The organism is Pseudomonas sp. SF2, assembly GCF_036858055.1.
Lineage (GTDB): Bacteria > Pseudomonadota > Gammaproteobacteria > Pseudomonadales > Pseudomonadaceae > Aquipseudomonas.
This window is the reverse complement of record NZ_JAMBDI010000018.1, coordinates 212,824-238,955: the sequence shown is the minus strand read 5'-3', so window position 1 is coordinate 238,955 and position 26,132 is coordinate 212,824. Positions and strand designations below refer to the sequence as shown.

30 protein-coding genes are annotated in these 26,132 nt (G+C 64.8%); 5 read left to right on the top strand and 25 right to left on the bottom strand.

Annotated elements, in window-relative coordinates; all coding sequences use genetic code 11:
• Positions 1–36 precede the first annotated feature (36 nt).
• From thrC to ffh, 10 genes are all read right to left on the bottom strand, one after another.
• Positions 37–1,446: a threonine synthase gene (gene thrC, locus M2S36_RS12695; protein ID WP_333957230.1), complete on the bottom strand. Its 1,410-nt coding sequence runs from the start codon at positions 1,444–1,446 to the stop codon at positions 37–39.
• A 58-nt stretch (positions 1,447–1,504) separates the two neighbouring features.
• Positions 1,505–2,809 (bottom strand): homoserine dehydrogenase, encoded by a 1,305-nt coding sequence (locus tag M2S36_RS12690; RefSeq protein WP_063911456.1) that lies wholly within the window; start codon positions 2,807–2,809, stop codon positions 1,505–1,507.
• An 83-nt stretch (positions 2,810–2,892) separates the two neighbouring features.
• Entirely contained in the window at positions 2,893–3,636 is a 744-nt protein-coding gene (locus M2S36_RS12685) for a thioredoxin fold domain-containing protein (RefSeq protein WP_085624191.1), read from the bottom strand.
• Between the two features lie 153 nt (positions 3,637–3,789).
• Positions 3,790–4,686 (bottom strand): site-specific tyrosine recombinase XerD, encoded by an 897-nt coding sequence (gene xerD, locus M2S36_RS12680; RefSeq protein ID WP_207829530.1) that lies wholly within the window; start codon positions 4,684–4,686, stop codon positions 3,790–3,792.
• A gap of 170 nt (positions 4,687–4,856) precedes the next feature.
• Positions 4,857–5,264: an acyl-CoA thioesterase gene (locus M2S36_RS12675; protein ID WP_025337914.1), complete on the bottom strand. Its 408-nt coding sequence runs from the start codon at positions 5,262–5,264 to the stop codon at positions 4,857–4,859.
• Between the two features lie 93 nt (positions 5,265–5,357).
• On the bottom strand, positions 5,358–5,708 hold the full coding sequence (rplS, locus tag M2S36_RS12670; RefSeq protein ID WP_003252148.1) for a 50S ribosomal protein L19: 351 nt from the start codon (positions 5,706–5,708) through the stop codon (positions 5,358–5,360).
• A gap of 42 nt (positions 5,709–5,750) precedes the next feature.
• On the bottom strand, positions 5,751–6,503 hold the full coding sequence (trmD, locus tag M2S36_RS12665; protein WP_003252146.1) for a tRNA (guanosine(37)-N1)-methyltransferase TrmD: 753 nt from the start codon (positions 6,501–6,503) through the stop codon (positions 5,751–5,753).
• A 3-nt stretch (positions 6,504–6,506) separates the two neighbouring features.
• The gene (gene rimM, locus M2S36_RS12660) at positions 6,507–7,043 is read right to left on the bottom strand and encodes a ribosome maturation factor RimM (protein ID WP_025337913.1); all 537 of its coding nucleotides are present in this window, start codon (positions 7,041–7,043) and stop codon (positions 6,507–6,509) included.
• Between the two features lie 5 nt (positions 7,044–7,048).
• Positions 7,049–7,300: a 30S ribosomal protein S16 gene (gene rpsP, locus M2S36_RS12655; RefSeq protein ID WP_003259424.1), complete on the bottom strand. Its 252-nt coding sequence runs from the start codon at positions 7,298–7,300 to the stop codon at positions 7,049–7,051.
• Positions 7,301–7,559: 259 nt separating this feature from the next.
• Complete coding sequence (gene ffh, locus M2S36_RS12650) at positions 7,560–8,936, bottom strand: signal recognition particle protein (RefSeq protein ID WP_013971189.1); 1,377 nt, start codon at positions 8,934–8,936, stop codon at positions 7,560–7,562.
• Positions 8,937–9,259: 323 nt separating this feature from the next.
• On the opposite strand from ffh, the gene M2S36_RS12645 reads away from it, so the two are divergent.
• The 3 genes from M2S36_RS12645 to M2S36_RS12635 all read left to right on the top strand — a co-directional run bounded on the left by M2S36_RS12645 (position 9,260) and on the right by M2S36_RS12635 (position 12,847).
• Entirely contained in the window at positions 9,260–10,069 is an 810-nt protein-coding gene (locus tag M2S36_RS12645) for a cytochrome C assembly family protein (RefSeq protein WP_207829532.1), read from the top strand.
• Between the two features lie 9 nt (positions 10,070–10,078).
• The gene (locus M2S36_RS12640) at positions 10,079–11,284 is read left to right on the top strand and encodes a transporter associated domain-containing protein (protein ID WP_207829537.1); all 1,206 of its coding nucleotides are present in this window, start codon (positions 10,079–10,081) and stop codon (positions 11,282–11,284) included.
• Positions 11,285–11,545: 261 nt separating this feature from the next.
• Positions 11,546–12,847 (top strand): MFS transporter, encoded by a 1,302-nt coding sequence (locus tag M2S36_RS12635; protein WP_233687220.1) that lies wholly within the window; start codon positions 11,546–11,548, stop codon positions 12,845–12,847.
• A 114-nt stretch (positions 12,848–12,961) separates the two neighbouring features.
• On the opposite strand, the gene purT is transcribed toward M2S36_RS12635, so the two are convergent.
• From purT to M2S36_RS12610, 5 genes are all read right to left on the bottom strand, one after another.
• Positions 12,962–14,143 (bottom strand): formate-dependent phosphoribosylglycinamide formyltransferase, encoded by a 1,182-nt coding sequence (purT, locus tag M2S36_RS12630; protein ID WP_063911450.1) that lies wholly within the window; start codon positions 14,141–14,143, stop codon positions 12,962–12,964.
• A gap of 76 nt (positions 14,144–14,219) precedes the next feature.
• Complete coding sequence (locus tag M2S36_RS12625; protein WP_010952556.1) at positions 14,220–14,687, bottom strand: VUT family protein; 468 nt, start codon at positions 14,685–14,687, stop codon at positions 14,220–14,222.
• Between the two features lie 202 nt (positions 14,688–14,889).
• Positions 14,890–15,084 carry a DUF1289 domain-containing protein gene (locus tag M2S36_RS12620; protein ID WP_207835678.1) on the bottom strand — a complete coding sequence of 65 codons (195 nt, stop codon included), beginning with the start codon at positions 15,082–15,084 and terminating at the stop codon, positions 14,890–14,892.
• Positions 15,077–15,601 (bottom strand): gamma carbonic anhydrase family protein, encoded by a 525-nt coding sequence (locus M2S36_RS12615; protein ID WP_112250926.1) that lies wholly within the window; start codon positions 15,599–15,601, stop codon positions 15,077–15,079. Before M2S36_RS12615 ends, M2S36_RS12620 begins: the two co-directional genes overlap by 8 nt.
• Before the next feature lie 44 nt (positions 15,602–15,645).
• A complete protein-coding gene (locus M2S36_RS12610) occupies positions 15,646–16,245 on the bottom strand; it encodes a CoA pyrophosphatase (protein ID WP_020191180.1) in 600 nt (199 codons plus the stop codon).
• 124 nt (positions 16,246–16,369) lie between these two features.
• Here M2S36_RS12610 and M2S36_RS12605 point away from each other — a divergent pair, with 124 nt between their 5' ends.
• A complete protein-coding gene (locus tag M2S36_RS12605) occupies positions 16,370–16,921 on the top strand; it encodes an NUDIX hydrolase (RefSeq protein ID WP_063911448.1) in 552 nt (183 codons plus the stop codon).
• Positions 16,922–16,943: 22 nt separating this feature from the next.
• Entirely contained in the window at positions 16,944–17,498 is a 555-nt protein-coding gene (locus M2S36_RS12600) for a L,D-transpeptidase family protein (RefSeq protein WP_207835680.1), read from the top strand.
• 101 nt (positions 17,499–17,599) lie between these two features.
• Here M2S36_RS12600 and M2S36_RS12595 read toward each other — a convergent pair whose 3' ends face one another.
• The 10 genes from M2S36_RS12595 to gspD form a co-directional block, all read right to left on the bottom strand.
• On the bottom strand, positions 17,600–18,259 hold the full coding sequence (locus M2S36_RS12595) for a general secretion pathway protein GspN (RefSeq protein WP_207835682.1): 660 nt from the start codon (positions 18,257–18,259) through the stop codon (positions 17,600–17,602).
• The gene (gene gspM / locus M2S36_RS12590) at positions 18,256–18,642 is read right to left on the bottom strand and encodes a type II secretion system protein GspM (RefSeq protein WP_063911445.1); all 387 of its coding nucleotides are present in this window, start codon (positions 18,640–18,642) and stop codon (positions 18,256–18,258) included. Before gspM ends, M2S36_RS12595 begins: the two co-directional genes overlap by 4 nt.
• Positions 18,639–19,715 carry a type II secretion system protein GspL gene (gene gspL / locus M2S36_RS12585; protein WP_207835696.1) on the bottom strand — a complete coding sequence of 359 codons (1,077 nt, stop codon included), beginning with the start codon at positions 19,713–19,715 and terminating at the stop codon, positions 18,639–18,641. Before gspL ends, gspM begins: the two co-directional genes overlap by 4 nt.
• Positions 19,712–20,308 (bottom strand): type II secretion system protein, encoded by a 597-nt coding sequence (locus M2S36_RS12580; protein WP_267933469.1) that lies wholly within the window; start codon positions 20,306–20,308, stop codon positions 19,712–19,714. The genes gspL and M2S36_RS12580 overlap by 4 nt, the downstream gene beginning before the upstream one ends.
• 146 nt (positions 20,309–20,454) lie before the next feature.
• Complete coding sequence (locus M2S36_RS12575; protein ID WP_207835703.1) at positions 20,455–20,823, bottom strand: type II secretion system protein GspI; 369 nt, start codon at positions 20,821–20,823, stop codon at positions 20,455–20,457.
• A complete protein-coding gene (gspH, locus tag M2S36_RS12570; RefSeq protein ID WP_207835719.1) occupies positions 20,820–21,257 on the bottom strand; it encodes a type II secretion system minor pseudopilin GspH in 438 nt (145 codons plus the stop codon). The genes M2S36_RS12575 and gspH overlap by 4 nt, the downstream gene beginning before the upstream one ends.
• A gap of 3 nt (positions 21,258–21,260) precedes the next feature.
• Positions 21,261–21,695 (bottom strand): type II secretion system major pseudopilin GspG, encoded by a 435-nt coding sequence (gspG, locus tag M2S36_RS12565; RefSeq protein WP_063911442.1) that lies wholly within the window; start codon positions 21,693–21,695, stop codon positions 21,261–21,263.
• Positions 21,696–21,712: 17 nt separating this feature from the next.
• Positions 21,713–22,915 carry a type II secretion system inner membrane protein GspF gene (gspF, locus tag M2S36_RS12560; RefSeq protein ID WP_063911441.1) on the bottom strand — a complete coding sequence of 401 codons (1,203 nt, stop codon included), beginning with the start codon at positions 22,913–22,915 and terminating at the stop codon, positions 21,713–21,715.
• 3 nt (positions 22,916–22,918) lie between these two features.
• Entirely contained in the window at positions 22,919–24,367 is a 1,449-nt protein-coding gene (locus M2S36_RS12555; RefSeq protein ID WP_333957232.1) for a GspE/PulE family protein, read from the bottom strand.
• The gene (gspD, locus tag M2S36_RS12550; RefSeq protein WP_233693912.1) at positions 24,367–26,130 is read right to left on the bottom strand and encodes a type II secretion system secretin GspD; all 1,764 of its coding nucleotides are present in this window, start codon (positions 26,128–26,130) and stop codon (positions 24,367–24,369) included. Before gspD ends, M2S36_RS12555 begins: the two co-directional genes overlap by 1 nt.
• Between the last annotated feature and the right edge of the window lie 2 nt (positions 26,131–26,132).

Genomic DNA, 26,132 nt, shown 5'->3' with positions numbered 1-26,132 from the left:
GCTTGCCGGCGATGGGCCGCAGAGCGGCCCCAATGTTTACAGCGGTTTGCCGCGGTTACCATGCTGGCTGACAAAGCCCTGCACAGCCTTCAGGTCATTGGCCAGCACCGTGCAACGCTCTTCACGGCTGAACAGGTCGCTGAGGTGCGCCGGCAGCTCCAGTGCCTTGCCCACACCGGCCTTCTCCACCGCTTCCGGGAACTTGACCGGGTGCGCGGTACCCAGCACCACCATCGGCGTGTCCAGGCTGCGGCGGCACTCGCGGGCGGCCTTGACGCCGATCGCGGTGTGCGGGTCGAGGACTTCACCGGTGGCTGCGAACACTTCGGCAATGGTTTCGCAGGTCTGCTCGTCGTTCACTGCCAGCGAGTCGAACAGCTTGCGCGCTTCGGTCCAGCGGTCTTGCTCGACGCTGAAGCCGCCACCTTGCTTGAAGTTGGCCATCAGCTCGGCAATGGCGCCACCGTTGCGGCCGTGCAGGTCGAACAGCAGGCGCTCGAAGTTGGACGAGACCATGATGTCCATCGACGGCGACAGGGTCGCGTGCAGGGTTTCCTTGACGTACTGGTTGCCGCTCATGAAGCGGTGCAGGATGTCGTTGCGGTTGGTGGCAACGATCAGCTGGCTGACCGGCAGGCCCATGTTACGTGCCAGGTAGCCGGCAAAGATGTCGCCGAAGTTGCCGGTCGGTACCGAGAACGCCACGGAACGCGCCGGGCCACCCAGCTGCAGGGCAGCGTGGAAGTAGTAGACGATCTGGGCCATGATCCGCGCCCAGTTGATCGAGTTGACCGCAACCAGGCGGGTGCCCTTGAGGAACGACTGGTCGGCGAAGCTGGCCTTGACCATTTCCTGGCAGTCGTCGAAGTTGCCTTCGATGGCGATGTTGTGGATGTTGTCACCGAAGATGGTGGTCATCTGCCGGCGCTGCACTTCCGACACGCGCTGGTGCGGGTGCAGGATGAAGATGTCGACGTTGTCGCAACGGCGGCAGCCTTCGATGGCGGCGGAACCGGTGTCACCGCTGGTGGCACCGATGATCACCACGCGCTCGTTGCGCTTGGCCAGCACGTGGTCGAGCAGGCGGCCGAGCAGTTGCAGGGCGAAGTCCTTGAACGCCAGGGTCGGGCCGTGGAACAGCTCCAGCACCCACTCGTTGCTGTTCAGCTGACGCAGCGGGGCAACGGCGGCGTGGGCGAACTCGCCGTAGGTTTCTTCGAGGATCTTCTTGAAGTCGGCGTCGGCGATGCTGCCTTCGACGAACGGGCGCATCACCCGGAAAGCCAGTTCGTGGTACGGCAGGCCGGCCCACGAGGCGATTTCTTCCTGGGTGAAACGTGGCAGGTTTTCCGGGACGTACAGGCCGCCGTCACTGGCCAGGCCAGCCAGCAGGACGTCTTCGAAATTCAGGGCCGATGCCTGGCCGCGGGTACTGATATAGCGCATGGGTGCAAACCTTCGATGCTGGGGCCGGGGCCGCGCTGGCGGCCCGCCGGCACTATTGTTAGTTGAGCTGCTCGACGCGAATGCGCACGACCTTGCCGACCACGTCCTGCAGGGCTTCCAGGGCGACGATGGCGTCGTTGATGCGCTGCTCGACCACGCGATGGGTCAGCAGGATCATCGGCACCAGGCCGTCCTGTTCCTCGGCTTCCTTCTGCATGATCGACTCGATGTTGATGCCACGCTCCGAGAGGATGCTGGCCACCTGGGCCAGTACCCCCGGGTGATCCTTGGCCTGGATGCGCAGGTAGTAGGCGCTTTCGCAGGCTTCGATCGGCAGGATAGGGTGGGCCGACAGCGAATCCGGCTGGAAGGCCAGGTGCGGCACGCGGTTTTCCGGGTCGGAGGTCATGGCGCGGACCACATCGACCACATCGCCGACCACCGACGAAGCGGTTGGCTCCATGCCGGCACCAGCGCCGTAGTACAGGGTGGAGCCGGCGGCATCGCCGTTGACCATGACGGCGTTCATCACGCCGTTGACGTTGGCGATCAGGCGGTCGGCCGGGATCAGCGTCGGGTGTACGCGCAGCTCAATGCCTTCGGCAGTGCGGCGGGCCACGCCCAGGTGCTTGATGCGGTAGCCCAGGGCCTCGGCGTAATTCACGTCAGCAGTGGTCAGCTGGGTGATGCCTTCGGTGTAGGCCTTGTCGAATTGCAGCGGGATGCCGAAAGCGATCGAGGCGAGAATGGTCAGCTTGTGCGCGGCATCGATGCCTTCGACGTCGAAGGTCGGGTCGGCTTCGGCGTACCCCAGCGCCTGGGCTTCGGCCAGCACATCCGGGAAGGCACGGCCCTTCTCACGCATTTCGGTGAGAATGAAGTTGCCGGTGCCGTTGATGATGCCGGCCAGCCAGTTGATGTGGTTGGCCGACAGGCCTTCGCGGATGGCCTTGATCACCGGGATGCCACCGGCCACGGCCGCTTCGAAGGCGACGATCACACCCTTCTCGCGGGCCTTGGCGAAAATTTCGTTGCCGTGCACGGCAATCAGCGCCTTGTTGGCGGTGACCACGTGCTTGCCGTTCTCGATGGCCTTGAGCACCAGTTCGCGAGCCACGGTGTAGCCACCGATCAGCTCGATGACAATGTCGATCTCCGGGTTGCTCGCAACTTCGAACACGTCAGCGGTAATGGGGGTACCGGTAATCTGGCAGTTCGGGTTCTGCGAGCGCATGGCGATCTGTGCCACTTCAATACCGCGCCCGGCACGGCGGGCAATCTCCTCGGCGTTGCGCTGAAGTACATTGAAGGTTCCGCCACCGACGGTCCCCAACCCACAGATGCCTACTTTGACCGGTTTCACTGTGAACTCCCCATTGAACGGCCGACACCTATGCCGACCGTGAAACATGCCGTCACCCCATGACGACGGCGTACTGAATTGGATTACTTGGCCAGCGCCAGCTTGGCGACCTGCGGTGCCGGCTGGTAGCCCGGAATGACCTGGCCGCTTTCAAGGACGATCGCCGGCGTGCCGTTGACGCCGATCGACTGGCCCAGCTGGAACTGCTTGCTGACCGGGTTGGCGCACTTGGCGGCCTTGATTTCCTCACCCTCGACCATCTTGTCCATCGCCGCACGGCGGTCACTGGAACACCAGACGGCCTGCAACTGCTGGTCACCCGGCGAGCCGAGACCCTGGCGCGGGAAGGCGACATAGCGCACTTCGATACCGCGGCGGTTGAGTTCGGGCACCTCGGCGTGCAGCTTGTGGCAGTACGGGCAGGTGGTGTCGGTGAACACGGTGATGTGCGACTTGGTCTCGCCCTTGGCAGGATAAACCACCATCTCGGCGGCTGGAATGCCGTTGATGAGCTTGGCAATACCCAGGCGCTCGGTCTTTTCGGTGAGGTTGACCGGCTTGCCGTCCTGGATCTGGAACAGGTAGCCCTGCATCACGAACTGGCCGTCGCCGCTGGCATACAGCACGCGGCCACCCTGCAGCTTGACTTCATACAGGCCGCTGACCGGGCTGCTGGCCACGCTTTCAACGGGCACTTCCAGCTCGAGGTTCTGCAACGACTTACGGATGGCCTGCTCGGCAGCGGTATTGCTGTCGGTTGCCGCAGCAACGGCAAAGGTACTGGCCAGCGCCAACGCGGCGGCGGCGAAAAACTGGGTCACGCGCATGGGAACTCCTGAAGGCGGACAGGGGCCGGAGGGCGCCACCTGCGGAAAATACGCGGTGACCGTGCGGCCCTTGGTGCAAACCGCTCAAGCCTACCACATCACACCGCCGGTGAAGGGCCTTGCAAGGACCGGTCGGCGGAACATGAAAAACATTCATCCACGCGGGTGGTGCCGGGCGTGCAGTTGCTGCAGGCGGGCCTTGGCAACATGGGTGTAGATCTGCGTGGTCGACAGGTCACTGTGGCCCAGCAGCATCTGTACCACGCGCAGGTCGGCACCGTGGTTGAGCAGATGGGTGGCGAAGGCGTGGCGCAGGGTGTGTGGCGACAGCGGTTTGTCGATGCCGGCGACCCGGGCATGGTGCTTGATGCGATGCCAGAAGGTCTGGCGGGTCATCTGCTCGCCACGCAAGCTGGGGAACAGGACGTCGCTGGGGCGGCCATTGAGCAGTTCGGCGCGGCCATCGCGCAGGTAGCGCTGCAGCCACAGCACCGCCTCTTCGCCCATGGGCACCAGGCGCTCCTTGCTGCCCTTGCCCATCACCCGCAGCACGCCCTGGCGCAGGTTGACCTGGTCGAGAGCCAGGCTGACCAGTTCGGTAACCCGCAGACCGCAGGCGTAGAGCACTTCGAGCATGGCGCGGTCACGCTGGCCGATGGCTTCGCCCAGGTCCGGAGCCTGCAGCAAGGCTTCGACGTCGGCTTCGGACAGCGACTTGGGCAGTGGCTTGCCCAGTTGCGGCATGTCGACTTGCAAGGTCGGGTCGATGGCCACCAGCTTTTCCCGCAGCAGGTAGCGGAAGAAGCCACGCAGGCCGGACAGGAAGCGTGCCGTGGAGCGCGGTTTGTAGCCTTGGTCGAGGCGCCAGGCCAGGTGGTCGAGAATCAGGTCGCGGCCAGCGTCGGGCAAGCTGACGCCGTGTTCCTGCAGCCAGCCGTTGAACAGGGCCAGGTCGCTGCGGTAGGACACGCGGGTGTTGTCGGACAGGCCCTTTTCAAGCCACAGGGCGTCGAGGAACTGGTCGATCAGGGGGTGGTCTAGGACGGGCATGCGGGGCTGCTGGGTGTTGAAGGTGGCTTAGTGTTTCACAGCAGCATAATTGTTGTCTGTACTGGCCTCTTCGCGGCTAAAGCCGCTCCCACAGGGATATCACCGCCCTCGAGGTATGTGCGATCCCTGTGGGAGCGGCTTTAGCCGCGAAAGGGCCAGTGCAGGAGAACTCAGGCCTGGGGCAGAACCGGCACCGGGCGCTTGTCCTCGTCGATGGCGACGAAGCTGAACACGCCATGGATCGCTCGCTCGCGCCCATCCAGGTACATATTCTCGACAAATACATCCACTTGCACCTGCAAGCTGGTATTGCCCACCTTGATCACCGACCCCACCAGCTCCACGATCGAGCCCGCCGGAATCGGGTGCTTGAAGTCGATGCGGTCGGTGGACACGGTCACCAGCGGCAGGCGGCAGAAGCGCGTGGCGGCGATGAACGACACTTCGTCCATCCAGGCCAGGGCGGTGCCGCCGAACAGGGTGTTGTGGTGGTTGGTGGTGTTGGGAAATACCGCCTTGGTCACGCGGGTCACCGACAGCTCGGTGCGGCGCAGGATTTCCTGGTCTCGGGTAGTCATGGCAATCACATCTTCGGGGGGCAAAAAGCAAAAAAGCAGCCCGAAGGCTGCTTTTTTCTCGCTAGGCGGCCTTGGCCACCGGGCAAACTGTACTCAGGACAGTTTTTCCTTGATGCGAGCGGCTTTGCCGGACAGGTCGCGCAGGTAGTACAGCTTGGCTTTACGCACGTCACCACGACGTTTCACGGCCAGGCTGTCGATTTGCGGGCTGTAGGTCTGGAAGGTACGCTCTACGCCAACGCCGCTGGAGATCTTGCGCACGGTGAAGGCGCTGTTCAGACCGCGGTTACGCTTGGCGATAACGACGCCTTCGAACGCCTGCAGACGGGAACGCTCACCTTCCTTCACTTTAACCTGAACGACAACGGTGTCGCCTGGTGCGAAGGTCGGGATTTCCTTGCTCATCTGCTCGGCTTCGAGCTGCTGGATGATCTTGTTGGTCATGCTGTGCTCCTAAGATGGATACGTGATCCACCATCGATACGTTTAACTATCGTCCCGCTCGCGGAGATATTCCTCGAGCAGCTTCTTCTCTTCTCCAGAAAGCGAGCGACTTTCCAGAAGATCGGCGCGTCGTTCGAAGGTCCTACCAAGGGACTGCTTCATTCTCCAACGCCGGATGTGTGCATGGTTGCCACTTAGCAACACGTCGGGAACACGCTGATCCGCATACACCTCAGGTCGGGTGTAGTGCGGGCAATCGAGCAGACCGTCAGTGAAAGAATCTTCTTCCGCCGAGTCCACATGCCCTAAAGCTCCGGGCAGCAGCCGTGTAACCGCATCGATCAGTACCATGGCCGGCAGCTCGCCACCGGAAAGCACATAGTCGCCAATCGACCACTCCTCATCGACATGAGCCTCGATAAAGCGCTCGTCGATGCCTTCATAACGACCGGCGATCAGGATCAACGATTCCTGTTCGGCCAGGCCTTTGACCGCCTGCTGAGTCAGCTTGCGGCCTTGTGGCGAAAGGTAGATCACCTTCGCCGCTGCTCCGGTCGCTTGCCTGGCGCTAACCAGGGCGTCTTCCAGAGGCTTGATTTTCATCACCATGCCCGGACCACCGCCAAACGGACGATCATCCACCGTGTGGTGACGATCTGTGGTGTAGTCCCGCGGGTTCCAGCAAGTCACCTGAAGCAACCCCTGTTTCACCGCGCGGCTGGTAATGCCGTACTCCGTGATGGCCGAGAACATCTCGGGGAACAACGTGATGACGTCTACGCGAAGGTTACCCATCGTTTAGAAGTCCGCGTCCCATTCAACCCGCATCACGCCTGCTTCCAGGTCGATGTCGAGCACGCATTGCGCCGTATAGGGCAACAGACGCTCGCGATCATCCAGGCTGCCTGCGCAGGGCTTGACCACCATTACATCGTTCGCACCGGTCTCCAACAGGTGATCGACCTTGCCGAACAGTTGTTCGTCCTGGTTGATGACCTTCAGGCCCACCAACTGGTACCAGTAGTACTCGTCAGCAGCCAGGTTGGGCAAAAGGCTCCGCGGTATGCAGATTTCGTAACCGCTCAGAAGACGGGCTTCATCGCGATCATCGAGGCCTTTCAGTTTCACGACCAGGCCCTTCTGGGAGCCACGACCGTTGACCAGCTCGACCTGCTTTACCTTGCCTTCGTGCCGAAGCGTCCAGCGCGGATAATCCAACAGGTTTTCAATCGGATCGGTAAAGGAATACACCTTCACCTCGCCGCGAACGCCGTGAACCGAAAAAATCTTGCCAACGACGATGAGGTCGTCAGCCTTTTCTGGCGTCGCGTTCATACTGCTCAGGCAGCAGCCTTGGCAGCGTCCTTCAGCAGCTGAGCAACGCGCTCAGACGGCTGTGCACCCTGGCTCAGCCAGTAGTTGACGCGCTCTTGGTTGACCGACAGCTTGACTTCGGCGCCAGCAGCGATCGGGTTGAAGAAACCTACGCGCTCAACGAAACGGCCGTCACGGGCGTTACGCGAGTTGGTCACGGTCAGGTGGTAGAATGGGCGCTTTTTCGAGCCGCCACGGGCCAGACGAATGGTTACCATGTGAACATCGTTCCTATAGTCGGTGCTGCAGTTGATACAGCAGCTGGTACTGCAAATCTGAATGCCAAATAGGCACACGGGTGCCCAAAAGGCCGCATATTCTCGGGGAATACACGGACATTTGCAAATGACTTTTTCGGCAAGGCCCTGCCCTGCCGTCCAGATCTGCCGGTTGAGCCGCGAAATCCGCGGCCATTGCCCCGCCACAGCGGGGGTTCTGGGCGCCTGCCGGACGAACGGCAGGCACCCGGAATAGGGGTTACAGCTTCGGCATGCCGCCGCCCGGCAGCATCCCGCCCAGGCCGCGCATCATCTTGGCCATGCCGCCCTTGGCGGAGAATTTCTTCATCATCTTCTGCATTTGCTTGTGCTGCTTGATCAGGCGGCCGACGTCCTGCACCTGGGTGCCGGAACCGATGGCGATACGGCGCTTGCGCGAGCCGCTGATCAACTCTGGATCACGGCGCTCGGCCGGGGTCATGGAGTTGATGATCGCTTCCATCTGCTTGAACTGCTTCTCGGCCGCGCCCTGGGCGTTGCCCATCTGCGACAGGTTGACCCCGCCGATGCTCGGCAGCTTGTCCATCAGGCCGCCGAGGCCGCCCATGTTCTTCATCTGCTGCAGCTGATCGCGGAAGTCTTCGAGGTCGAAGCCCTTGCCCTTCTTCAGCTTCTTGGCCAGCTTGTCGGCCTTGGCCTTGTCGATGTTCTGCTCGGCCTGCTCGATCAGGCTGAGCACGTCACCCATGCCGAGGATGCGCGAGGCGACACGGTCGGGGTGGAATGGTTCGAGGGCTTCGGTCTTCTCGCCCATACCGATGAACTTGATCGGCTTGCCGGTGATGGCACGCACCGACAGCGCGGCACCGCCACGGGCGTCACCGTCGACCTTGGTCAGCACCACGCCGGTCAGCGGCAGCGCCTCGCCAAACGCCTTGGCGGTGTTGGCGGCGTCCTGGCCGGTCATGGCGTCGACCACGAACAGGGTCTCGATCGGCTTGACCGCGGCGTGCAGCGCCTTGATCTCGTCCATCATGTCGGCGTCGATGTGCAGACGGCCGGCGGTGTCGACGATGACCACGTCGATGAACTTCAGCTTGGCTTCGCGGATGGCCGCTTCGGCGATGGCCACCGGCTTCTGGCTGATGTCGGACGGGAAGAAGGTGACGCCGATGTCGTTGGCCAGGGTTTCCAGCTGCTTGATCGCCGCCGGGCGGTAGACGTCGGCGGACACTACCATCACGCTCTTTTTCTTGCGCTCCTTGAGGAAGCGCGCCAGCTTGCCGGCGGTGGTGGTCTTACCGGCGCCCTGCAGGCCGGCCATCAGCACCACGGCGGGCGGGGCGGCGTTCAGCGCGAGGTCTTCATTGGCCGCGCCCATCAGGCTTTCCAGCTCGGCCTGGACGATCTTCACGAACGCCTGGCCAGGGGTCAGGCTGCGCGACACTTCGGTGCCGACTGCACGGTCCTTGACGCTGTTGACGAAATCCTTGACCACCGGCAGGGCAACGTCGGCCTCGAGCAGGGCCATGCGCACTTCGCGCAGCGTGTCCTTGATGTTGTCTTCGGTCAGCTTGGCCTTGCCGGTGACATGGCGCAGCGTCTGTGACAGGCGGTCGGTCAGGTTTTCGAACATGGTGATCCTTTCAGGCCCAGTAAAAGCCGAGGTTTGTCAGGCGCCCAGGGGGAATGCATACCCGCCGGGCACAGCAAGGCGGCGATTATAGCGAAGTGCGACGGCGGCGCACACCTTGGCGGCGGTATGGTAGATAATCGGTGGCTGTGCCGGCCTCTTCGCGGGTGAACCCGCTCCCACAGGGTCCCCACCCCATTCGAAACCGGCGCCATACCTGTGGGAGCGGGTTCACCCGCGAATACCGCACCGCAGCCTGCCAGTCTTCCTAGACCAGCGCGATCTATGCCAAACTCCGTCTCTTTAAGGCTCGCCAACCAGGACTTATGTTCTCCTCACCCAGCCTCCTCCCCAACCTGATCGCCGCCGGCCTATATATAGCTGCGGCCATCTACCAGGGCTCTTACCTTGCCCAGAACCGCAAGGCCGACAAGCGCCTGCTTGCCCTGCTGGGTGCCTTGGCGGTACTCGCCCAGGCCGGTGCGCTGTTCTTCCAGCTGATCACCCCGCTGGGCCTGAGCCTGGACTTCTTCAGTGCCGCCAGCCTGATCGCCGTGGCGGTCATCGCCCTGACCCTGCTGGCCTGCTTGCGCATACCCGTGGAGAACCTGCTGGTGCTGCTGTTCCCGCTGGGTGCGGTGACCGCGCTGCTGGCCCAGTTCGCGCCCCCTGGCACGGTACCGCTGGTCAACGAAGAGCCGGGCATCCTCGCGCATATCCTGCTGTCGATCCTGGCCTACGGGCTGTTCACCATCGCGGTGTTCCAGGCGCTGTTGTTGCTGCTGCAGGACCGCCAGTTGAAGAACAAGCACCCGTCCGGGCTGATCCGCAACTTCCCGCCGCTGCAAACCATGGAAAGCCTGCTGTTCGGCTTCCTCTGGGCCGGCTGGTGCCTGCTGTCGCTGTCGCTGATCTCCGGCTGGCTGTTCCTCGACAACCTGTTCGCCCAGCACCTGGCACACAAGACCCTGCTGGCCTGTGTCGCCTGGGTGGTGTTCAGCGTGCTGCTGTGGGGCCGCACCCGCCTGGGCTGGCGTGGCCACAAGGCCATCCGCTGGACGCTGGCCGGTTTCTGCCTGCTGATGCTGGCCTATTTCGGCAGCAAGCTGGTTCGCGAATTCATCCTGCATATCTGACGGCCGCCCATGGATACCCTGCCGTACGCACCGCTATTCGGCACCCTGGCACTGGCGCTGTTGTGGTCGGCGCTATTCACTGCGGTGGATGCCGCCCGCCTGCAACTCAATGGCGCGCTGCGCGCCGGCGAGGACGGCCAGCCCGTGCTGCCGGCCCAGGCCCTGGTGCTGTGCGCCAGCCTGGGCAAGCTGCTGGTGCTGGGCCTGGCCTGCCTGGTCGGCCAGCGGCATAGCGGCGAACACGGCTTCTGGCTGGCCGGGCTGGCCGCCACCCTCACCTTGCTGGTGTTCGCCGAATACCTGCCGCGGCGCCTGGCCCGGCGCAACCCGCAGGCGTTCGTCAGCCTCGGCGCCAGCCTGCTGAAAGTGCCCCTCACCCTGCTGCAACCACTGGCCTGCCTGCTGGATGGCGTTGCCAAGCTGATCCTGCGTCCGTTCCGCGTGCAACCCACGGCCGTGGCCCTGCACCCGCAGGAAGCCGACGAGTTCGACGAGGACGAGGAACACGAAGCGCCGCGCCACGGCCTGCTCGACGGCCTGCAGTCACTGGACAAGATGACCGTCAACGACATCCTGGTACCGCGCAACGAAGTGGACGGCATCAGCCTCGACGAGCCGATCGAGCGCATCATCGAGCAACTGATCGTCAGCCGCCACACCCGCCTGCCGGTGTACCACAGCGACATCAACCAGGTTGAAGCGATCCTCAACACCAAGCTGATCAGCCACCTGCTGCCCAAGGCCGAGCTGACCCTGGAGACGCTGCTCGGCGCCTGCTACGAGCCCTATTTCGTGCCGGAGAGCACGCCCCTGCAAATGCAGCTGCTGAACTTCCACAAGCAGCAGCGCCGCCTGGGCGTGGTGGTGGACGAGTACGGCGAAGTGCTGGGCATCGTCACCCTGGAAGACATCCTCGAAGAGATCGTTGGCGAGTTCGAGGATGAACACAGCTTGGTCAACCCCCACGTGCACCCGCAGCCCGATGGCACCTTCGTCATCGACGGCACCGCTTCGCTACGCGAAATCAACCGCAGCCTGGGCTGGCACCTGCCCTGCGACGGCGGGCCGAAAACCCTCAACGGGCTGGTCACCGAGGCGCTGGAGAGCATCCCGGAAAGCGCCGTTTGCCTGAAGATCGGCCGCTATCGCCTGGAAATCCTCGAAACAGAGGACAATTGTGCCAGCAAGGTACTGGTGTGGACCGTGACCCGATAGCTATACTCGGGTCACGCTTACCCAGCCCCGCCGTTCCGCCTGCTACCCGCACCCGGCGCCCCACGGCCAGTCCGCTCCACTGACACGCCCTGCGGTCCTGCTTCAACACCCCGAACAGTGCCCGCCCCCGCCCCTATCCCCCTTGGGCTATCGTCAGTCGGGCGCACACAACAACAAAACGCTCCCGCGTCCACGCAGCGGTGCTTGCCTTTTTGCCTCGCACGCCCATGGAGCTGGACCAGACTGTTAGGGACCTACTTAATGACAATCAGCAGCACCTATGCCGAAGCGCCTGCCGCGCCGGTCAACTCGCCCGCGCGGGTAGCCACCGCCAGCTTCATCGGCACCGCCATCGAGTTCTACGATTTCTACGTCTACGCCACTGCCGCCGCACTGGTGATCGGCCCGGTGTTCTTCCCGTCCGGGTCGGGCACCGCGCAGATGCTGGCGGCCTTTCTTACCTTCGGCATCGCCTTCCTCGCCCGCCCGCTGGGCTCGGCACTGTTCGGCCACTTTGGCGACCGTATCGGCCGCAAGTCGACCCTGGTCGCCTCACTGCTGCTGATGGGCGTATCCACGACGGCCATCGGCGTGCTGCCGGGCTATGACAGCATTGGTGTATGGGCGCCGATCATCCTCTGCCTGCTGCGTTTTGGCCAAGGCCTGGGCCTGGGCGGCGAATGGGGTGGTGCGGCCTTGCTGGCCACCGAGAACGCGCCGGAAGGCAAGCGAGCCTGGTTCGGCATGTTCCCGCAGTTGGGCCCGTCGATCGGCTTTTTGGCCGCCAACGGCCTGTTCCTGACCCTGGCCCTGGTGCTCAGCGACGAGCAGTTCCGCGAGTGGGGCTGGCGCATTCCGTTCCTGCTCAGCGCCGCGCTGGTACTGGTGGGCCTGTATGTGCGCCTGAAGCTTGAAGAAAGCCCGGTGTTCGCCAAGGCCGTCGCCCGCCACGAGCGGGTGAAAATGCCGGTGGTCGACCTGTTTTCAAGATACTGGCTGCAGACCCTGCTGGGCGCAGCGGCGATGGTGGTGTGCTACGCGCTGTTCTACATCTCCACGGTATTCTCGCTGAGCTATGGCGTGACCACGCTGGGCTACAGCCGCGAGACGTTCCTTGGCCTGCTGTGCTTCGCGGTGGTGTTCATGGCCCTGGCCACACCACTGTCGGCCTGGCTCAGCGACCGCTACGGGCGCAAACCGGTGCTGATCGTCGGCGGCCTGCTGGCGGTAGCCTCGGGCTTTGCCATGGAACCGCTGCTGACTTCGGGGTCGACCGCAGGCGTGGCGCTGTTTCTGGCCATCGAGCTGTTCCTGATGGGCGTGACCTTTGCGCCGATGGGAGCACTGCTGCCTGAGCTGTTCCCGACCCACGTGCGTTATACCGGCGCTTCGGCGGCGTATAACCTGGGCGGCATCGTCGGGGCCTCGGCGGCACCGTTCTTTGCCCAGAAGCTGGTGAGCATGGGTGGGTTGAGCTGGGTGGGGGGATATGTATCGGCGGCGGCGGTGATCAGCTTGATTGCCGTACTGTGCCTGAAAGAGACCCGCAATACGCAGCTGTAAGTAATTGGGGCCGCGTTGCGGCCCTTCGCGGGCACGCCCGCTCCCACAGGGGTAGCGCCGAAACCTGTGGGAGCGGGCGTGCCCGCGAAGGGCTGCAACGCAGCCCCGATCGGATCAGAACTCGACCTTGACCGCCTGCGCAGCACGGGTCGCCTTGGCCCGCGCCAATTCGACCGACTCGTCACGCGCCAGGCACACGCCCATGCGGCGGGTACCGTTGATTTCCGGCTTGCCGAACAGGCGAATGGCGGTATCCGGCTCGCTCAAGGCAGCGCCCAGGTTGGCAAAGCTGGTCTGCTGCGACTGCCCCTCAGGCAAGATCACCGCCGACGCCGACGGGCCGAACTGGCGCACGGCCGGAATCGGCAGGCCAAGAATGGCACGGGCATGCAGGGCAAACTGCGACAGGTCCTGGGAAATCAGGGTCACCAGGCCGGTGTCATGCGGGCGTGGCGAGACTTCGCTGAACCACACCTGATCGCCCTTCACGAACAGTTCCACGCCAAACAGGCCACGACCGCCCAGGGCATCGGTGACCGCCTTGGCCACCCGCTGCGACTCGGCCAGTGCCTTCGGGCTCATGGCCTGCGGCTGCCACGACTCCTGGTAGTCACCCTTCTCCTGGCGGTGGCCGACTGGCTCGAGGAAGGTGGTACCGCCGACGTGGCGCACGGTCAGCAGGGTGATTTCGTATTCGAAATCGATGAAGCCCTCGACGATGACCCGGCCCTTGCCGGCGCGGCCGCCTTCCTGGGCGTAGTCCCACGACTTCTGCAGGTCGGCATCGCTGCGCAGCAGGCTCTGGCCCTTGCCCGACGAGCTCATCACCGGTTTGACCACGCACGGGTAGCCGACATCGGCCACGGCCTTGGCGTAGTCTTCGTAGGTGTCGGCGAAGTGGTATGGCGAGGTTGGCAGGTCCAGCTCTTCGGCGGCCAGGCGGCGGATGCCTTCGCGGTTCATGGTCAGCTGGGTGGCGCGGGCGGTCGGCACCACGTTGAAACCTTCGTTTTCCAGCTCGACCAGGGTGGCGGTGGCGATGGCTTCGATTTCAGGGACGATGTAGTGCGGTTTTTCGGCCTCGATCACGGCGCGCAGCGCCACGCCATCGAGCATGTTGACCACGTGGCTGCGGTGCGCCACCTGCATTGCCGGGGCATTGGCGTAGCGGTCGACGGCGATCACTTCGACGCCCAGGCGCTGCAGCTCGATCACCACTTCCTTGCCCAGCTCGCCACAGCCGCAGAGCAGTACACGGGTCGCGGTGGGCGACAAGGGGGTTCCGATACGGGTCATTTCAGGTCCTCGAAGGCGTCCGGGGCCGCACCAGGCTTGGCGCCGCCCGCTGAAAAAGGACCGCTATTCTACACCATCAACCCGCCACGGCGGCCCGCCGGGCGCGAAAAGCCATGGCCAGCCACACGGCGGTGACACCGGCGAATTTCGAGGCCATGGCGGTGCCGATCACGGCTGGGGTCAGGGCACCGATCATGCCGAAGAAGATGAAGGTGTCGACCGGGATGCTCAGTGCCGAGCTCAGCCACAGGCGGTCGCGCAGCGGTCGGCGGGTAATGCTGAACACCAACCAGTCGATCAGTTCGGAAATGAAGAACGCGGTGGCACTGGCCAGGGCGATGGCCGGTTCCGAGGTGACATAGGACAGCACCAGCGCCACCAGCATGGCGACCAGTGCACCATGGCCGAAACGGGTCTGCACCATGTCGCGCAGGATGAACACCAGGCCGCCCCATGCGGACCAGATGATGTCCAGGTGCGGCGCGCTGGAGAAAGCGTAGTTGATCAGCACTACGCTGCTGATGTAGGCAATCAGATAGAACATGGCGGGTAGTCTGTGGGCAAGCCGCACAGATTACCGCTGGCTTGTTCGTGGGTAAACCCGCGCCATCGGTACAACATCAGCTTCGAAGGCTGCGCAATGCCTGTGGGAGCGGGTTCACCCGCGAAGAATCCAACACGGTGGATGGCACCGGCTGCGCCGGTGTTCGCGGGTGAACCCGCTCCCACAGGGGGGGCGCGTCAGCCTACAGGATGAGGCCGGCCTCCACTGCCCTTTCATGGCAACGCCTGAGCACCGCGCGGCGCTCGTCGTTGTCCATCCGCCCCCAGCGGCTGATTTCCGCCACGCTACGCTGGCAACCGGTGCAGATATCCTGCTCGTCCAGTGCACAGATGCTCACGCACGGCGAGGCCACCGGCCGCTCTACGACATCACTCATCGTCAACCACCAACTCCCGTGCATAACGCTGGGCATTGTGCACGTAATGCGCAGCACTGGCTTCGAGCATGCGCTTTTGCTGTTCGGTCAGCTCACGCACCACCTTGCCCGGCGAGCCCATCACCAGTGAACCGTCGGGAATCTCCTTGCCTTCTGCAATCAACGCATTGGCGCCGATGATGCAGTGCTTGCCGATGCGCGCGCCATTGAGGATCACCGCGTTGATACCGACCAGGCTGTAGTCGCCCACCGTGCAGCCATGCAGCATGGCGTTGTGGCCAACGGTCACGCCCTTGCCCAAGGTCAGCGGCGACCCCATGTCGGTGTGCATCACCGTGCCATCCTGCACGTTGCTGCCCTCGCCAATGTCGATCAGCTCGTTGTCCCCGCGCAGCACCGCGCCAAACCACACGCTGGCATTGGCCTGCAGGCGCACCTTGCCGATCAGCGTGGCGTTGGGTGCGGCCCAACTGGTGGGGTGGCTCTCGACCCGCAGGTCGCCCAGGCGGTATTTCATGCTTGCTCCTCAGGCTGCAACGCAGACGACGGGGTTGGCCCCGCTCAGTTTTCGATGTGACGCTCAGGGGGCTGGTGCAGGCTGATGCCGGCATCGAACAGCAGGTTGACCAGTTCGACGATCATGATCGCCGACAACCCCCAGATCTTGTATTCACCATAGCGATAGCTGGGCACATACCAACTGCGCCCCTGGTAATCGATACGGTGGGTATGGTCGCGCGGGTCCTGGCGGAAGAACTCCAGCGGCACGGTGAATACTGCCGCGATCTCGGCATCATTGGCGCGGTATTCGACAAAATCGGGGATAAGCCCGACGAATGGCGTCACTTTCAGGCCATGCAGCGAAATCAGCGGGCTGAGCGGGCCGATCACTTCCACCAGGCCGGGCGGCAAGCCGATTTCCTCTTCAGCTTCACGTAGCGCGGTGAACACCAGGTCGGGGTCTTCCGGGTCGCGGCGGCCGCCGGGAAAGGCCACTTCGCCGCCATGGGTGGACAGGCCTTTGGCGCGCAGGGTCAGGACCAGTTCGGGCGCTTCGCTGCGGGTAATGGGCAAAAGAACCGCCGCTTCGGGGAACCGTCGGTCGGTTTCCAGTGATGCGGGTTGGTGGTTGCTCATTCGGCGAAGTAGCTCGTCCAGCATTGCGCACGCTCGTATCCAAGGCCTGTCTTGCATGATGCACCAAAGGCGCGAAGCACCCAAGCCCTGTGCGCTTGCGGCGGCCCGGCCGGCGCGCCAAGATAGCCCAGAGCAAAAGGAACGACACATGAAATTCTGCAGCGCGTGCGGCCAGCCGGTCACTCAGCGGATCCCCGAGGGCGACAGCCGCCTGCGGTATGTCTGCGAGTCTTGCCAGACCATCCACTACCAGAACCCCAACATCGTCGCCGGCGTGTTGCCGACCTGGCGCAGCCAGGTGCTGCTGTGCCGGCGCGCCATCGAGCCACGCCGCGGTTTCTGGACCCTGCCTGCCGGTTTCATGGAAAACGGCGAAACCCTCGACCAGGCCGCCCGTCGCGAAACCGTCGAGGAAGCCTGCGCCCGGGTCGGCAGCATGAGCCTGTACCAGCTGTTCGACCTGCCACACATCAACCAGGTGCACGTGTTCTTCCGCGCCGAGCTGGCAGACCTTGATTTCGCGGTCGGTGTCGAAAGCCTGGAAGTGCGGCTGTTCGAAGAACATGAGATTCCGTGGGGCGAGCTGGCTTTCCGCACCGTCACTCGCACACTAGAATGCTACTATCGCGACCGCATCGGGCAGCATTACCCCATAGGCCATGAATACCTGCCGCCGATGAACGTCTCGACCACTACCTAGAAGCCTTCAGGGATACCGTTACATGCGCTGGTTGTTTGCCCTTTTCTGCCTTTGCGTTACCTCGGTGTCCCAGGCGGCCTTCACCGAGACCATCCTCCGCAAGCCCCAGCCGGCAGTGCAAGCACCCTCGCCTTCGCAGCAGGCCATGCAGCCGCTGATCGACAAGGTGCTGGTGATCAAGTCCGAGCGCCGCCTGCAGTTGATCAGCCGTGGCGAGCCGCTGAAAACCTACCGCATCTCCCTGGGCAAGCAGCCCAAGGGCGCCAAGGAACGCGAGGGCGACAAGAAAACCCCCGAGGGCCTGTACTGGCTGGACTGGCGCAAGCAGAGCGACCGCTTCAACCTGGCCATACACATCAATTACCCGAACATCACCGATGCCGCCCGTGCCACCCGTGAAGGGGTGAGTGCCGGCAGCATGATCATGATTCATGGCACACCGATCAACGACGAGTACCCGGAGTGGTACTTCCATACCCTGGACTGGACCGATGGCTGCATTGCCATGCGTAACCGCGACATGCAGGAAGTGTGGGACCTGGTGCGGGATGGGACGTTGATCGAGATTCGGCCTTGAGGTTTGTCGGAGCATTTCCGGCGCCTGCACGATCGAGCGCCGCCACTCAAGACTCAAGCCGATCACCTCCCAGCCTCCATGCAATCTCCACGCATTTCCCCTTACCAGCGCAAGTCTCGCTGCCCTGCCAATGCCTGTGGCCCAAGCCACTGCGCCCCACGTAGCAAGGGTGTCAGCGCCGCCTCCGGCTGCAACTCGAACACTACCTGCGCCCGGCGCCCTGGCAGGTCGGCATCCACAGCCAGTTGATGCTGCCCCTGCTGCACCAACTGCCCGCGCAGGCGCCAGCCGCGCTGGCAGTCCATCTCCAGCCAGCCCTGCCCCAGGCCGAGCGACCAGGGCTCGCTCAGGGCAAGGTCGGTTACCGTTATGCGGCCTTCACTGGTAAGGCATTGGCGCCCTGCCCCCTGAATTCGCAATGCCCCCTGCCACTGACCCGCCAGGCGATAATCCGTCGGAACGGTCGCCTGGGCGCCCACCGCAGAGGCGTCGAGCCGCCAGCGCCAAGGCCAGCCCTCGGCACGCAACTGCCAGGCCTGGCCCTGAAAGCCCAACTGCGCATTCGCCTGCAAGCGCCAAGGCTGCACCGTCCAGTGCAAAGGCCCGACCGGGCCCAACTGTCGGGCCTGGCCTTGCCACAGGCTGCCACTGGCGTCACGCATTGGCAGGCCGAACGCACGCACCACCCAATTGGCCGGAAGCTCAACCACTACCGACAGCACGAATACCAGCACAACCCACGCCATGCCCTTGCGGCTCATGGCTGCACCACCAGGTTGAAGCGCAGGCCCTTGGCATCCTGCTCCAGCCCCCATTGCAGTAGCTGGGCACCTTCTGCACGCAGGCTTTGCAACCAGCCTTGCAGCACGCGCTCGTCGGCCACCTGCCCATGCAGTTGCCAGGTTTTGTCGTGCGCATCGACCTCGGCCAGTTCGATCTGCCGCGCCTGAGCCGACTGGCGTAGCCGCTCCAGGTTCAACCCCGGGCCGCGCTGCAGGCTGGCGGCCTGTTCGGCCAGCCCGCGCCACTGGCTGAGCTCGCGCCATTGCGCAAGGCCTGCGCGCAGGGCAAGGAAGGCCAGCAACAAAGCAATCAGTGCCCAGGCGAACTTCAGACGATGACGCTGTAGCCAGTCCCGGTTCATGAGGCCGCTCCCAGGTCGAACACCACTTGGCCATCTTGCACCTGGACGGAGGCCCCGGCAGCTGTAGCCATGTCGCTCCATGGCGGCGCACTGCCCTCGCCCTCCAGCCGCAGGTGCCAGCGCTGGCCATCGAAGCGCACCGCTTGCAGGCGCCAGCCGGGGTGCTCACGCAACCAAGCCTGCAACGTCGCCTGCAGGTCGTCGAGCTGGCGCGTGCGCAGTTGCTGCTGCAGTTCGGTTTCGCGCAGGCGCTTGAGGGCCTGCGCGGCGTGCCGCGGGCTGGCCTGCTCACCGGTCACGGCGATGACCTGACTGCGCCAGCGTTGCGCCTGGCCCCACTGCGTGCTCAACCACAGCCCGCCCCAGATGGCAGCCAGTACCAGGCAGGCAGCGAGCAGCCGTTGCTGCGGCCGGGAAACCGCCGGCAGCGGGCGCACCTTGCGGGTACGCTCGAACAGGCCGGGCAATGTATCGAGCGGTACCAACGTACTTGGCCAGTCGCCGCTCAGCGAGACCTTTTGCAGCGCCGCCCACGGTTGCCGTGGCACCTCGCCCAGTCCCTCCGGCCAGGCCAGCCAGTGCTCCTGCCCGTCTTCGGCCAGCCCTTTGTACAAGGACATGCCGGGTGTGCGCTGCCATTGCCAGGCATAGCCCGCCTCAGGGGGCGGCAGCAGCTGCAGCTCCGCCCAGCAGCGCGCCACCTGCAAGCCCCATTCGGCACACTGCCCGCGCCAGTCGTCCAGTTGCTGACGGGCCACCACCAGTAACCGCAGATGGCCAGGCTCGCGAGCCAGGCAGGCGCATGTCACCTCATCGATGGCCTGCAGCAGGCGGTCTTCGAGCAACAGCGGCCATTCTTCACGTTTGAGGCCGGGCGGTGCCGGCACGCGGAAATGGCTGCAGGCCTGGGCAGGCAGGACCAACGCCACACGGGCCGGCAGGTTCGCCGGGGGCTCGCCCTGGCCTTGGCGTTGCACAAGGTCGCCCTCGACCAGCGCCCAGTGCCAGACAACGCCCGGTCGCAGCAACAGCCATGTCTGGGCCGGGCTGCGCCGCCGCCATTCAAACTTCATGAGCGCCCCCACGGGAGGGCGAAGGTGCAGACATAGGGTGCTCCGTCACGCTGCAGCTCCAGACGCACGCCACGGCCGGGGTGCGCAGGTTGGTCGGAAGGCCAGGCCAGCCAGCGGCCGCCCTGGTAATAAAGAACATTCATGGCACTGACCCGATCGAGCCGTTCGCGCTGGACCCAACCTGGGGCGGCGGCGGCGTAAAGGTCGGCCGAACTTTCCAGCAGCAGGCGCTGCTCGCGTGCCTCGAAGCGCAGGCGCTGGCGTTGCAGGCGCGAGCCGCCTTCGGCTTCCGGCAGGCCGGTGGTGGCGACCCAGAGCAACTGGTTGCTTGCCGGTTGCCAGTCCAGCCAGCGGCTGGCCAGGGGCAGGCGCTGGTCGTAGACACGGCGCATCACCGGGCTGTCGAAGCGACGCTCCAGGGCCAGGCAGAAGTCCAGCACCGAGGTTTCCCGGGTGGTGACCTGCAGGCGTTCGCGGACCTTGAGCCAGCCGTTGACCAGGGCGGCGAGCATGATGCCGAGCACGGCGGTAAGGGCCAGGGCAACCATCAGCTCGATCAGGGTCAGGCCGGCCTGGCGGCGCTTCGTGGGCAGGATACCGGGCTGACGGGTATACGCCGTCCCTGTGGGAGCGGGTTCACCCGCGAACACCGGCGAAGCCGGTGCCACACACCGCGGTGCCTGCTTCGCGGGTAAACCCGCCCCCACAGGGACCGCACAAGCTTCAGGATTTCTGTAACTCATGGCCGCTCCAGGAATACGGTGTACTGGCCCAGCGGCAGGCGCTGGTCGCGGTCGGCGAACAGCAGCAGTTCGCCACGGCGCAGGTCGCGTACGCCGGTGCGGCGCAGTTGCAGTTGCCAGTGGCAGCGCTGGCCACCCTGGCTCAGTTCACCGCCAACCTGGTTTGCAGCTGGCCAGTACTGCTCGACGGCAAAGCGGGTTTGCAGTTCGCGCGCACACAGCAGGCCAAGGCGGTGCTGTTGCAGGTTGTCCTGCACCGCCAGGCGCTGGCGCAGAACCTGGCTGGTGATCACCGCCAGCACTGCGGCGATCGCCAGGGCCACGGTCACTTCCAGCAGGGTGAAGCCACGCTGATGCTGCTTCATGGGGCAACCACCACCTGCAAGCGGCCAGCGCGGCTCCAGGCCCATTGCTGGCTGCCATCGGCCCAGCGCCAGCGCACATTGCCCGGTTGCGCCCAGCCATGCGGGGTGAACAGCAGGCGCGGCTGCGGGCTGGCCGGCCAGTCCGGGTGCAGGCCCTTGGGCCAGTCGCCGAGGGCGACGGCTTCGACCACCCAGCCATTGCCCTCGCGCCGGACGAACTCCGGGCGCTGGCCATTCCAGCGCAGCCCGCGCAGTTGCCCGGCATGCCGAGCCAGCGCGGCCTGTGCCCGGGTCTCGGTCGCCAGCCGTTGCAGGGCCTGATCGACACTGGCCTGGCTGTTGCCGAACCCAGCCACCGCCAGCCCGGTCATCAGCCCGGCGATGGCCAGCACCACCAGCAACTCGATCAGGCTGAAGCCCCGCTGACAACGCACCCGTTACAGCTCCCAGTTACCCAGGTCGGCATCCTGGCCTTCGCCGCCCGGCTGGCCATCGGCGCCCAGCGAGTACACGTCGACCCGGCCATGTTCGCCGGGCATGCGGTACTGGTATGGGGTGCCCCACGGGTCTTCCGGCAGGCGGCGCACGTAGCCGTCACTGCGCCAGGCCCGTGGCAGCGGTTCCTGGGCCGGCTTTTTCACCAGCGCGGCCAGGCCCTGTTCGCTGCTGGGGAAACGCAGGTTGTCCAGGCGATACATGTCCAGCGCCTGCTCCAGGGTGGCCAGGTCGGCCATCACCTTCTGCTTCATGGCCTTGTCCTGGTTGCCCAGCACGCTGGGCGCAACCACGGCGATCAGCAAGCCGATGATGAAGATCACCACCATGATTTCCATGAGGGTGAAACCGCGCTGGCGGTTACGTCGATGCTGCATGGCAGTACTCCTTGTCGTCACAGTTGCAGGCCCTGGTTGAGTTGCATGATCGGCAGCAGCACCGCCAGCACGATGAACAGCACCACGGCGCCCATCACCAGGATCATCAGGGGTTCGAACAGCGCCATGGCGGTATCGACCTGGCGGGCAAAGCCGCGCTCCTGGTCGTCGGCCACGCGCTCGAGCATGTCGGCCAGGGTGCCGCTGGCCTCACCGCTGCCGACCATGTTCACCAGCAGCGGCGGGAATTGCTGGCTGGCATCCAGCGCGCGGTGCAGGCTGGTGCCGCCCTGCACCTGCTGGCGCACCTGCTCCATGGCCAGACGGATACGCCGGTTGCCGACAGTTTCAGTGGCCACTTGCAGGGCTTCGAGCAGGGCCACACCGCTGCCGCTGAGAATCGCCAGGCTGCGTGCCAGGCGCGCGCTTTCCAGCACCTGCAGCAGGCTGCCAATGTGTGGCAGGCGTAGCAGCAACTGGTCGCGGCGCAGGCACCAGTACGGCTTGCGCAACAACCAGCCGCCGAGCACTCCGAGCAGCAGGGCCAGCGCCAACAGCCAGGGCCCGGCCTGCACCAGCCCTTGGCTCAGACCGATCAGCAGCGATGTAATGAGCGGCAGGCTCTGCCCGGCGTGGGCGAACTGTTCGGTGAGCTTGGGCACGACGAAGGTCATCAGGCCTACTACCACGGCGAGTGATACCCCCATCAAAACGGTGGGGTAGATCAGCGCGGTACGTGCCTTGTGCTGTTGTCGTTGTACCTGCTCCAGGTGGTCGGCGAGGCGGGTCAGCACCTGGGCCAGGCGCCCGGAGCGCTCGCCGGCCTCGACCAGCGCGCAATACAGGCCGGTGAACGGTGCCCCCTGACGGGCCAGGCTGCGGGCCAGGCCCAGGCCTTCGGCCAACGAGCCGCGCAAGGCCACCAGCACACTGTGCAGGGCGGGCTGGCGCAGTTGCCGTTCCAGGGTAGCCAGGGCGTCGACCAGAGGGATGCCGGCACCGGTCAGGGTGGCCAGCTGACGAGTCAGTTCGCACAGCTGGGCGCGGCTCAGGCGCTGGCGCCGGGGTTGCCGGGTGCCGGCTTCGTGACGCTGCAACCGGCGAGCGAACAGGCCCTGCTCGCGCAACAACTGACGGGCATGACGTTCGCTGTCGGCCTGCAAGCTGGCCTTGTGGGGCTTGCCGGCGAGATCGACGGCCTGGTAGCGATAGGTCGGCATGGCTCAGCCCTGCACCACACGCAGTACTTCGGCAAAACTGGTCTCGCCACGGGCCAGGCAGCCGCTGGCCATCGCCACCAGGCTCTGCCGGCGTTCGGCCAGGTAGTCCTGCATGGCCAGTTCACTGGCGCCGTCGTACAGCAGGCCGATCAGCCCGGCGTCCAGTTCGATGAATTCATACAGGCCCAGGCGCCCGACATAACCGCTGCCCTGGCACTGCTCGCAGCCCACTGCGTGGTAGCTGCTGCCCAGTGCCGCCAGCTCGGGCCACAGGTCACGTTCCGCCGGTTGCAGTGGGTGCGCCACGGCGCAACTGCACAAGCGCCGCACCAGGCGCTGGGCCAGTACGCCGCGCAGGCACGAGGCGATCAGGAACGGCTCGACGCCCATGTCACGCAGGCGGGTCACCGCGCCCACCGCACTGTTGGTGTGCAGTGTGGATAACACCAGGTGGCCGGTGAGGCTGGCCTGCACGGCGATCTGCGCGGTCTCCTGGTCGCGGATTTCGCCGAGCATGATCACGTCCGGGTCCTGGCGCAGGATGGCGCGCAGGCCACTGGCGAAGGTCAGCCCGGCACGCGGGTTGATGGCGGTCTGGCCGATGCCGGCGATGGCGTATTCCACCGGGTCCTCGACGGTGAGGATATTGCGGCTGCCGTCGTTGAGGCTGTTGAGGCTGGCGTACAAGGTAGTGGTCTTGCCCGAACCGGTCGGCCCCGTGGATAGCACGATACCGTTGGGCCGCGCCAGGCAGCTGCGCAGGCCCTGCAACACCGCTGCCGGCATGCCCAGGTTGCCTAGCGCCAAAAGGCTGGCCTGCTTGTCGAGCACACGCATCACCACCCGCTCGCCATGGATGCCGGGCAGGGTCGAAACGCGCACATCCACTTCACGTCCCGCCGCACGCAGGGTGATACGGCCATCCTGGGGCTGGCGCTTTTCGGCGATGTCCAGGCGCGCCATGACCTTGATCCGCGACACCAGCATGGCCGACAGTGCACGCGGTGGGCGCAACACTTCGCGCAGGTGACCATCGATCCGCAGGCGCACCACCAGGCTCTGCTCGAAGGTTTCTATATGAATGTCCGAGGCGCGCAGGCGCAGGGCCTGGCCGAACAGGCCGTTGATCAGGCGGATTACCGGAGCTTCGTCGTCGCTTTCCAGCAGGTCCTCGATGCGCGGCATTTCGCTCATCAGGCTGTCCAGGTCGACATGGTCACCAATGCCTTCGATCAGCGCCTCGGTGGCGGCATCACCGGCCTGGTACAGCTGGCCAAGGCGTTCGTCGAACAGCGCAGGCTCCAGGTATTCGAGCAGGCTGGGCTGGCCGTGCACGCGCAACAGCTCCTGCAACTGGGCACTGTCGGCGTCGCGCCGCAGCCACAGCTGCCAGCCCTGCTCCGCCGGGGCCATGGCCACCCCGCTCTGCCGTGCCTGGCGATAAGGCAGCATCACCAGGTACCGCCTTCCAGCCGTGCGCGGCTGGAGGGAAACACTTGCAGCAGCGGCGTAGCGCCTTGTGCATCAGCCAGGTCAGGCAATTGCAGCGGCGTGGTCTGCTGCAAGGTGCGGTACTTGGCTTCGCTGAGCCCGGCCAGGCTCGGCCCGTCACGCAGGATGCGCGGGCGAATGAACACCATCAGGTTCTGCTTGGTGTTCTTGGTGGCGTCGGAGCGGAACAGCCGGCCCAGGTAAGGGATATCGCCTAGCAGCGGCACGCGCTGGTCGCTGGTGCTCAGTTCGTCGCTGATCAGGCCGCCGAGGATCACCAGGCCGTTGTCCTCGACCATGACCTTGGTCTTGATCTCGCGCTTGTTGGTGATCACGTCGCTGGCAGCGGTTGACTCGGCAATCGATGACACCTCCTGGACAATATCCAGGCGCACGCTGTTGTCGATGTTGATCTGCGGCTTGATGCGCAGCTTCACCCCGACCTCCTTGCGCTCGATGGTCTGGTACGGGTTGGCGTTGCTCTGCGTCACCGAACCGGTGACGAAGGGCACCTCCTGGCCAACCAGGATCGACGCCTCGGCGTTGTCCAGGGTCAGCAGGGTGGGCGTGGACAGCAGGTTGAAGCCGCTCTTGCCCTTCAGCGCATTGACCAGCATGGCGAAGTTGAAACCGCCACCGAAATGGCCGATACCCGCCATGGCGCCGGTGGTGCTGGACAACAGGTCGCTCAGGGCCTCGTTGTCGCCACTGGCGGCGGCCCCGGCGATGTTGGCGATGTTCACCCCGTTGCTGCCGAAATTGACAATGCCGGCACCGAACTTCTCGTCGGCGAACAGCCACTGCACACCCAGTTCCTGGGCGCTGCTGTCGGACACCTCGGCGATGATCGCTTCCACCACGACCTGGGCACGGCGAATGTCCAGCTGCTCGACGATGGCGCGGTAGGCGGCCAGCTCGCTGTCGGGGCCGACCATGACCACGGCGTTGGTGCCTTCTTCGTATTCCAGGCGGATGCCCGAGCCGCCGGCAGCAGCCACCACGGGCCGGTCCTTGCCCTCGCCTTCGCCCGCACCTTCAGCGGGCGCCATGCCTTCCTGGCTGAGCCCGCGCAACACCTTGACCACTTCGCCAGCATTGGCATGCCGCAGGTAGATGACCTGAGTACTGCCGTTGCCGGGTGTCTCCTGGGGGCGGTCGAGCTGGCGCAGCAAGCTGGCGATACGTTCCAGGTTGCTGCGCCAGTCGGTAACGACCAACTGGTGCGCCGCCGGGTAAGGTGTGATAACACCGACCCGAGGGTCGATCAGAGGCTTGAGAATGCCCAGCACCTGCTCGCTGGCGGCGTTGCGCACATTGAATACCCGAGTAGCCACGCTGTCGCTGCCTTCCCCCTGCTGCCCTCCGGCCTCCACCGGCACGGGTTCCAGGCGAGCGGCCTGGTCGGGAACGATCTTCACGCTGCCGTTGGGCAGGTCGACAGTGGCGTAGCCCTGGGCGCGCAACTGGGCCAGGAAGATGTCGTAGATGGCATCGGCGTCGTGCAGGTCGACGGTGCGCACGGTGACCTTGCCTTTGACTCGGGGGTCGACAATGAAGGTGGTCCCGGTGATGCGCGACACGCTATCGATGAACTCGCCCAGTTCGGTGTCGACGAAGTTGACCTCGTACAGGGGCGTGCCGTTGTCATCGAACACCGGCTCTTCGGCACAGGCCATGGACAGGGTCAGGCTCAGCACGGTCGCCACGCAATATCTAACAAGCATCG